Source organism: Anaerorhabdus sp. (genome assembly GCF_036657415.1).
Taxonomy (GTDB): domain Bacteria; phylum Bacillota_I; class Bacilli_A; order Erysipelotrichales; family Erysipelotrichaceae; genus Anaerorhabdus.
In genome coordinates this window covers 1-8,853 of the sequence record NZ_JAVXGL010000079.1, presented here as the reverse complement: position 1 = coordinate 8,853, position 8,853 = coordinate 1, and the positions used below count along the sequence as shown (strand labels likewise).

10 protein-coding genes and 1 riboswitch are annotated in these 8,853 nt (G+C 32.3%); of the genes, 9 read left to right on the top strand and 1 reads right to left on the bottom strand.

Annotated elements, in window-relative coordinates:
• The 8 genes from RSB60_RS09565 to RSB60_RS09530 form a co-directional block, all read left to right on the top strand.
• Window positions 1-646: hypothetical protein (locus RSB60_RS09565; RefSeq protein ID WP_332615990.1), on the top strand; the 646-nt coding region annotated here is incomplete at its 5' end.
• 105 nt (window positions 647-751) lie between these two features.
• Window positions 752-924, top strand: a riboswitch (cobalamin riboswitch).
• A 129-nt stretch (window positions 925-1,053) separates the two neighbouring features.
• The gene (locus RSB60_RS09560; RefSeq protein WP_332615988.1) at window positions 1,054-1,554 is read left to right on the top strand and encodes an ATP:cob(I)alamin adenosyltransferase; all 501 of its coding nucleotides are present in this window, start codon (window positions 1,054-1,056) and stop codon (window positions 1,552-1,554) included.
• The gene (locus tag RSB60_RS09555) at window positions 1,523-2,041 is read left to right on the top strand and encodes a cytochrome B (RefSeq protein WP_323381867.1); all 519 of its coding nucleotides are present in this window, start codon (window positions 1,523-1,525) and stop codon (window positions 2,039-2,041) included. Before RSB60_RS09560 ends, RSB60_RS09555 begins: the two co-directional genes overlap by 32 nt.
• The gene (locus RSB60_RS09550; RefSeq protein WP_323381866.1) at window positions 2,038-2,469 is read left to right on the top strand and encodes a hypothetical protein; all 432 of its coding nucleotides are present in this window, start codon (window positions 2,038-2,040) and stop codon (window positions 2,467-2,469) included. Before RSB60_RS09555 ends, RSB60_RS09550 begins: the two co-directional genes overlap by 4 nt.
• Before the next feature lie 36 nt (window positions 2,470-2,505).
• The gene (locus RSB60_RS09545; RefSeq protein ID WP_323381865.1) at window positions 2,506-4,761 is read left to right on the top strand and encodes an anaerobic ribonucleoside triphosphate reductase; all 2,256 of its coding nucleotides are present in this window, start codon (window positions 2,506-2,508) and stop codon (window positions 4,759-4,761) included.
• A complete protein-coding gene (nrdG, locus tag RSB60_RS09540) occupies window positions 4,748-5,248 on the top strand; it encodes an anaerobic ribonucleoside-triphosphate reductase activating protein (RefSeq protein ID WP_332615985.1) in 501 nt (166 codons plus the stop codon). The genes RSB60_RS09545 and nrdG overlap by 14 nt, the downstream gene beginning before the upstream one ends.
• Before the next feature lie 49 nt (window positions 5,249-5,297).
• Window positions 5,298-6,353 carry a low-specificity L-threonine aldolase gene (gene ltaE, locus RSB60_RS09535; RefSeq protein WP_332615983.1) on the top strand — a complete coding sequence of 352 codons (1,056 nt, stop codon included), beginning with the start codon at window positions 5,298-5,300 and terminating at the stop codon, window positions 6,351-6,353.
• A 58-nt stretch (window positions 6,354-6,411) separates the two neighbouring features.
• Complete coding sequence (locus tag RSB60_RS09530) at window positions 6,412-7,269, top strand: GNAT family N-acetyltransferase (RefSeq protein ID WP_332615981.1); 858 nt, start codon at window positions 6,412-6,414, stop codon at window positions 7,267-7,269.
• A gap of 33 nt (window positions 7,270-7,302) precedes the next feature.
• Here RSB60_RS09530 and RSB60_RS09525 read toward each other — a convergent pair whose 3' ends face one another.
• Window positions 7,303-8,529 (bottom strand): pyridoxal phosphate-dependent aminotransferase, encoded by a 1,227-nt coding sequence (locus RSB60_RS09525; protein WP_332615979.1) that lies wholly within the window; start codon window positions 8,527-8,529, stop codon window positions 7,303-7,305.
• Window positions 8,530-8,645: 116 nt separating this feature from the next.
• On the opposite strand from RSB60_RS09525, the gene RSB60_RS09520 reads away from it, so the two are divergent.
• A partial coding sequence (locus RSB60_RS09520) for a hypothetical protein (RefSeq protein WP_332615977.1) occupies window positions 8,646-8,853 on the top strand: 208 nt, incomplete at its 3' end.

The window sequence follows — 8,853 nt, the reverse complement described above, 5'->3', positions numbered from 1 at the left end:
AGTTAGTTATTTTGGATATTTCTTATTATTTAAAAATCAAATTATGAAATTAACAAAATTACTATATCAAGATAATAATGCAGAGGGTTTTTTAAATGAATTAAATTCATGGCAAACAAAACTTTTCTTTCCTAAGAAAATGCAAGCAATGATGAAGATTGATGCTTACTTAATGCAAGGAGAAGTAGAAAAAAGCAAAGAGTTATTTGGTGAATTAGATAAGTATAGAATTCGCCCAGGAGATGAATTTTATGTTCGTCAAAAAGAGGTTGCGTTCTATGTTGATTTAAAAGATGCGAAGAATTCAGAAAAAGCTTATAATCGTATGCGTGAAATATATGATTCTTTCAAAGATAAGACAAGTTATGAATCAGTAATGAAAGAAAGTGAATTTATTTACGAAATAAATATTAATAAAAATTATCACTATCTAGAAGAAATGTTAGAACGTGCTAAAAAAGCACAAGCTGAATTTTCACAAGGAATTTATTTATATCGTGCTGCAAAATGTTATTACTTTAAAGGTGATATGCGTCTTTGTAAGGAAACATTACAACGTGCTCAAACTCGTTTAAAAGGAACCTTTTATGAAGCATTTATTCAAGATATCTTGGATAAAGATATTAAGTTAATCGAAGAAAAATAGTGAAAGCCTCTTGAAAACAAGAGACTTTTTCTTTTGTAAAGGAAGTTTCAGAAATGTAAATTATTTTCATGTGGTATTTCACTTTTATATCATTCATTCTATGCTATAATACATTTAGCAATGAGGTGTTTTACTTAATAGGGAATAGAGTTTAATCTCTAGCTGCCCCAGCAACCGTGATGTTGACGAGATTCTAATTTATCCACTGTACTTTGTATGGGAAGGAAGAATCAAGGATGATACTAAGCCGGTAGACCTGCCTATTGTGATTTTACGATTCTTCTGGGTGAAAGACGTCGGTGGTTTAAGCATAGTATGGCTTTGTATTTGAGGCTTTATGTTTAGGTGCCTTCAATTCACTCATTCTTTGAAGAATGAGTTTTTTATTTGAAGAAGGGGGTATTCTTATGGCAGATGCGAGAGCATGTGCATATTCTTATTTGTATGAGACTTCATCTTTGTGTGATTATGAAATTGCGACAGATTTGTTGGCTTCAAGAATAGGATTAGCAATGCACGATGTGAAACACAGTGATTTAAAGTTTCTTGTAGAGCTTGTCTACCATGCAAACGGATCCATGCGTGGTAAATGCGCTATTACAGAGGAAGATTTAAAGATGTGTAATGATTTGTATGAGGATTATCTTGAAAAAGTTGGCTCATGTAAAATGTTTGTACTTCCATGTGGATGTCGAGGAGCATCAGTCCTCCATTGTCTTAGAAGTGAAACAAAATCGATTATTCGAATTTTAGCAAAGATTGATTGTGAGCCAAATAGGGTAAAAAATAAAAATATCCATCAATTTTTCAACCTTCTATCTAATTTGTTCTTTTTAATGGCATTGTACGAAAACAAACAAGAAAACGTGAAAGAAAGTGAATTTGTCTCTAAAAGTTATGAGTGTTAGAACACTAACAAGAATTGCGATTATGGCAAGTATTCAATCAGCTATATTTACCATATTTTCGCAGGTACTGTATTTAGAAGGAATAACTTTTACGGTTTGTTTGTTTGCATGCGTATTTAAAAAAGAAGAAGTTGTATTTGCATCATTTATTTTTGCAATGGTAAATATGCTAGTTCAAGGGATTAGTATTTGGACGATGATGTATGCAATTATTTACCCGACGTATAGTTTTATAATTGCCTCATTTAAGAATTTTTGGTTGAAGAAACCAATGGCTTTAGTTGCTGCCTGTGGCATATTGTCATTTGCAACTGGGCAATTATTAGATTTACCATTTATTTTATTTGCCAAAGAAATTACTATTTTTTACATTATTCTTGGTTTAAAAACATCAATTATACAGGGATGTCTTAGTGCATTCATGTGTCTTCTTATTTTTGAACCATGTCTAAAAGTATTACAAAAAATCGAGGGAGAAGCATTATGAAGAAGAAAATATTAATAGGTTTAGGGATCGTAGCAATTGCAGTGTTAGCAATATTTGGATTACAAGCATTATTACCTTCAAATGAAGCGCAAGTAGGAAACAAACAGTTGAATATTGTGGTTATTGACACAACTGATGGAAACAAAGAACTATTTAACGATACTATCAAAACAGATGCAGAGACTTTAGGTGATGCATTAGCAGGAGTTCCTGAATTAAAAATGGTAACAGAAGATAGTTCATATGGAAGATATATTCAAGCACTATGTGGTGTTGAACAAGGACCTCAAGAAACTGGACCATGGTGGTTATATGAATCAGATAATAATGAATCATGTAAAGCACAAGGAATGTGTATGGGTATCGATGATACTGTCATTAAAGATGGTGACAATTTTACATTCAATTTAACAGCAAGCTTTAACTAAGAGAAGAATAGCTAATTCTCTACAAGAAAGGGAAATATGGAAAATTTAGAAGTAATCAAACGCGATGGCAGAATCGTGCAGTTTAATAGCGAAAAAATCATAGCTGCAATTCAAAAAGGATTTTCTAAAAATACAGATAGTTATGATAAGGCTAAAAAAATCTGTGAAACAGTAATTGAAAAGATAAAAGAATTAAATACAAATAAAGTAGAAATCGAACGTATTCAAGATTTTGTAGAAGAAGCATATATTGAAAATAATTATATAAATGAATATAAGCAATTCAAAAATTATCGTCAAAAAAGAACATTAGCAAGAGAATGTTTTTCGCAAAAAGAACATAAACTTATGAAAACACTTGAAAACTTTGGAATTAAGGAAGCAAGTGAAGTTGACGAAAAAAGAGAAAACGCAAATATCAATGGAGATACTGCGATGGGCTTAATGCTGAAGTATGGAAGTACTTTATCAAAAGCTTACACAACATCTTATTGTTTAGATAAAGCATTTGGAGATGCACATGATTTTGGTGAAATTCATATTCATGATATGGATTTTTATCCAATGGGAACAACAACATGTCTACAAATTAACTTGGATCAATTATTCAAAGATGGATTTAATACAGGACATGGTTTTTTAAGACAACCAAAGAGTATTGGTTCTTATGCCTCTCTTGCGGCAATCGCAATTCAATCTAATCAAAATGATCAACATGGTGGACAAGCCATTCCACTTTTTGACTACTACTTATCAAAAGGAACGTTATGTTCATTTAAAAAGAATTACATTCAAATGTTACAAGATTTTCAAGATTTCACATCAACATATAGCGAAGAAGAAATTCAAGCCATAACTAATGATATTCAGGCTTTAGAAGATATTCAAAAAGTTGATAATACAGATAAATTTTATGAAAAGGTTTTTGCGAAAACTGAAAAAGAAACATATCAAGCAATGGAAGGATTAATTCATAACTTGAATACAATGCATTCACGTGCTGGTGCCCAAGTACCATTTAGTTCAATTAACTTTGGAACTTGTACAACAGAATCAGGTAGAATGGTTTCTCGTAATTTACTACTTGCAATGGAAAGTGGACTTGGAAATCATGAAACACCAATTTTCCCAATTCTTATCTTTAAAGTGAAAGAGGGAAATAACTTTAATGAAGGTGATATCAACTATGACTTATTTAAGTTAGCAATTCGTTGTTCAAGTAAAAGAATGTTTCCAAACTTTGCGTTTATCGATGCACCATTTAATAAACAATATTACAAAGAAGGAATTCCTGAAACTGAAATTGCATATATGGGGTGTCGTACACGTGTAATTGCTAATACGGCTTGTCCAGAAGATGAAGTTGTTGTTGGAAGAGGTAATTTAAGTTTTACCTCAATTAACCTACCACGTTTAGGAATTAAACATGGTTTAGGTAAAAAAGATATCGATGGTTTCTATAAGGAACTTGATGAAAAACTAGAATTAGTTAAAAAACAATTGCTTGAACGTTTCGCAGTTCAATGCCAAAAGAAAGTTAAAAACTTTCCATTCTTGATGGCACAAGGAAACTGGAAAGGTTCAGAAAAACTTGGACTAGAAGATACATTAGAAGAGGTTTTGAAACAAGGAACACTAACTATAGGATTTATTGGACTTGCAGAATGTTTATCAGCACTTGTGGGTGAACATCATGGGCAAAGCGAGAAATCACAAGAATTAGGTTTAGAAATTGTTAAGCATATGCGCGAAAAATGTGATGAATTCTCTAAAGAAACAGGTCTTAATTTTTCATTGATTGCAACACCTGCTGAAGGATTATCTGGACGCTTCGTCAAAATTGACCAGGAAATGTTTGGTAATATTCCTGAAGTAACTGATAAAGAATATTACACGAATTCATTCCATATTCCAGTTGGCTATGACATAAATATTAAAAAGAAACTTCAACTTGAGGCACCTTATCATGAATATACAAATGGTGGACACATTTCTTATGTCGAAGTAGATGGTGATGTCGCAAATAATCTTGAAGCATTCGAAAAAATTGTAAGAATGATGCGAGAAACAAATATTGGGTATGGTGCTATTAACCATCCACTAGATAGAGATCCAGTATGTGGATACAATGGAATTATTAATGATGAATGTCCTTTATGTCATCGTCAAGAAGAAGAAATTCCTTTTGAAAGAATACGTCGTATTACAGGATATCTTGTAGGAACACTTGATCGCTTTAATAACGCAAAACTTGCGGAAGTGCGAGATCGTGTAAAACATGGTAAAAATTAGACTTGCTGCACCACTTCAAGCGGATAGTGTTGTAGATGGTCAAGGATTAAGACTGGTCATTTGGACTCAAGGATGCCCACATCATTGTGATGGATGCCATAATAAAGAATCTCATGCCTATGATGGTGGGAAACTTTATGAAATAGATGAACTATGTCAAGAAATCAATGACTTGAATTATCACGATGGAATAACATTCTCTGGTGGTGAGCCTTTTGAACAAGTAGAAGAATGTTTACTACTTGCGAAATATGCGAAATCGTTGGGGCTGAATGTTTGGTGCTACACAGGATATACTTGGGAGTTTTTGCAAAATAAAAATAGTCCAATAATCCAAGAGTTCTTGAACTATATTGATATATTGGTTGATGGAAAATTTGATAGGAATCTAAAATCATTAGAATGCAAATTCAGAGGATCAAGCAATCAACGCTGTATTGATGTGAACGAAACTAAAAAATTAGAAAAAATATGTACGCTTTACTAAAGACAATCGAAAGATTGTCTTTTATAATAGAGTGAAAGGAGATAGTGGTATGAAGAAAGAAAAATATGGAATGAAAAATATTGATTTTCGCAGTGATACAGTAACGTTTCCTACGCAAGAAATGCGAAATGCAATGAGTAAAGCACTTGTAGGTGATGATGTTTATGGTGATGATCCAACAGTAAATGAATTAGAAATGACAGCTGCTAAACTATTGGGTAAAGAAGCAGGACTTTTTGTAAGTAGTGGAACGATGGGAAACTTACTATCAATATGGACACATACTGATCGTGGTGATGAAATTATAACAGGATGGCATAATCATATTATTGTTCATGAACAAGCAGGAATAGCACAAATTGCTCAAGTAATGCCAAGAGTTATTTGTCATGATAATGATTTTATATATCCAGAAGATATTGAAAAAAATATTCGTCCGAATGATATTCATGAACCACATACAACACTTGTAAGTGTTGAAAATGCTCTATCAAATGGATTGGTTATCCCATTAGATATCATGAAAGCTAACTATGAAATGGCTAAAAAATATAATCTTAAAGTCCATCTAGATGGAGCTCGACTATTTAATGCCGCAGTTTCGCTTGGCTGTGATGCAAAAGACATTGCTCAGTATGCAGATAGTGTAACCTTTTGTTTGTCAAAGGGATTATGTGCACCTTATGGGTCAGTGATTGTAGGATCAAAAGAATTTATAGATAAAGCACGTCGTCATCGGAAGATGATTGGTGGGGGAACACGCCAAGTTGGAGTGTTAGCAGCCTGTGGTTTGTTAGCGTTAAAGAAAATGACAAAACGCTTGAAACAAGATCATCAAAACGCTAAATATCTTGCGAAAGAATTAAATGCTATTGATGGTATAGAAGTGGATGTTGATAAGGTTCAAATAAATATGGTTTTCTTTAAATTGGATAAGAAGAAAATTAATGCGAAAGAATTCTTAAAACAATGTGATAAAAAATCAATATTGATGAACCCAGCGACAGATGGAGAATATCGAGTAGTTACACATTATTGGATTGATAAAGAAGATTGTGATATCTTATTAAAAGTAATTAAGTCATGTTTAAAGACAACAAAGTAATTAATTAGAAAATATTATAAATCTGATTATATAAAAATGAAATTGAAGAGGCTAGCCTATGCACAACTTTAAGACATTAGATTCAGTTAATAATAGAGTAATATATGATAGTTTCATTGAGGCTTTTTCAGATTACCAAATCAAACTATCATTAGATTATGAATCATTTCAAGATATAAATAGAAGAAGGGGTTTTAGTACAAAAATTTCTGTAGCTGCTTTTAACGATACGAAGATAATTGGATTAATTCTAAACGGTCTTCGCGATTGGCAAGGTAAATTAACTTGCTACGATATGGGAACAGGTGTGTTACCGGAATATCGTCGTCGAGGGGTAACAAGCCAAATGTTTCATTTTGTGCTTAGTGAATTAAAGAAAAAACATGTTCAACAATATCTTTTAGAAGTATTGCAAGAAAACACTGCAGCGATTGAGCTCTACAAAAAGGAAGGATTTCAAGTCACAAGAGAATTTGTTTGTTGGAAATTAGATGCAATTCATTTAGAAAGAAAATCAAAAGCGGAATTGATTTATGTTGAAAGTTTTGATGAAACTGATTGGTATTGTGCAGAAAAGTTTTGGGACTATAATCCGTCATGGCAAAACTCTAGAGATTCTATTGAAGCGGTCAAAGAAAAATTTGTATATTGTAAAGCCTATATTAATCAAGAGTTTGTTGGATATGGGATTTTAGACAAAACCAATGGTGACTTTCCACAATTAGCAGTCCATTCAAAATATAGACATCAAGGCATTGGGAAAGATATTGTATCTAGTTTTTTTAAACATACTTCACTTCAGCATTTCAAAATGATTAATGTGGATAAAGATTGTTTAGAGATGCAAAGTTTTTTAACAGACCTTCATGCAACTATTCTTATAATGCAGTTTGAAATGATAAAAGAAATTATTTAAAAATGTTTGAGAAATAATCTCAAACATTTTTAGTTAGTCCATTAATATTTTAATTGCGGTTGCTAAGCCTTTAGTTTTTTCAACTGTGCATGAGCAAATTGCAACACGAATACCTAAGTTAACCTTTACTGTAAAAATATGATGATTAATTAGTTTATCATGGATACGATCACGTTGTTCGTTATTTTCACATTGTACGGTAACGAAGAATCCTTCTTTATAAGGGTATACTGGTAATTCTATTTTCTTGGCTTCTTCTAAAAAGATTTCACTACGTTGCTTTAATAGATCAATATAATTTTGTTTCTCAGACATAAAGCTAAAGTAATTATCTGTTGTAACCCAAGTAAAATTATCCATTGCTGCATTTGGAATATTGCTCCAAATAGCACGTGCAAATTTTTCAAATACTATTTCTACTTCTCTTACTTTATCAGCATTTTTTGCAAGAAGTACTGCCGCACCACAGCGTAATCCATATGACGTACAAGTCTTAGAACAACTAAATGCAATACTAATAAGGACATTATCACTAATATTATTAAATGTCTCCATTATTTTTCTTGATTGAGGAATATCATAAGAATAATCAATATAAGCGATGTCATCAATAATAATTACAGGTCCTTCCTTTGAACACTCATTTAGGAAAATAATTACTTGATCCCATTCTTCACGGGTCATGGAATAACCAGTCGGATTGTGGCATGGGTCATTAATAACAACTAAGATTTTCTTTTGCTTATTCATGACGGCACTACAAACCTCTTTGAAACTAGTTAGATTAAAGTGATTCTCTTCGAATAAAGAATATGTCTTTACATCAAAATTGTTTTGAGTAGCCATTAGACGATAACTACCCCACGCAATATTTGGAAGAATGACAGTTTCACCAGCATCCAAAATATTTGAGAATGTCATGCTGACTGCACCGCTCCCACCAGGGGTTGCAATGACACTATGTGACAGATTTATATTTGCGCCTTGAGTAATCCATTGATACACTTGTTCACGATAGGATTCATTTCCAATAAAGCTGGCAGCATATTTTGCTTTGGTACGATCTGGAATTTGGTCATAATGTTCAAATACACTTTTGAATGCGACAAGTGTTCCATCTTCACCATATAATGATCCAATGGACGCATTTACCACATTTTCTATACCAATTCGTTTTGCTTCTTTATTCGCTAAATCTACTACTGCAAATACAGTATCTTCAATTGGAACTAAGTTTGCTGCTCTTCTTGTAAAAGTCATCTCAAATCCCTCTTTCATCTTATGTATAAGTATAGGTTTTATCATGATTAAAATCAAGAATAGGTAGATAAAATTTTAAATATCATGTACACTAATTAAAGATTAGGAGTGATAGTATGAACAATTTTTGGCGTAATGTTGGATACCCACTATGTGTATTAATTATTGGTGGATTGTTGATAAGATTTTTGAATCCATATGTACCTAACGAAGTAATCATAATCTTGGTTGCTGCTACTTGTTTTGCATTCGGGGTGAGTTTACATTTTGGAAAGAAAAGCAATGGATGGATACAAAAATTTGTTATTGCATTTTTCTTCTTAT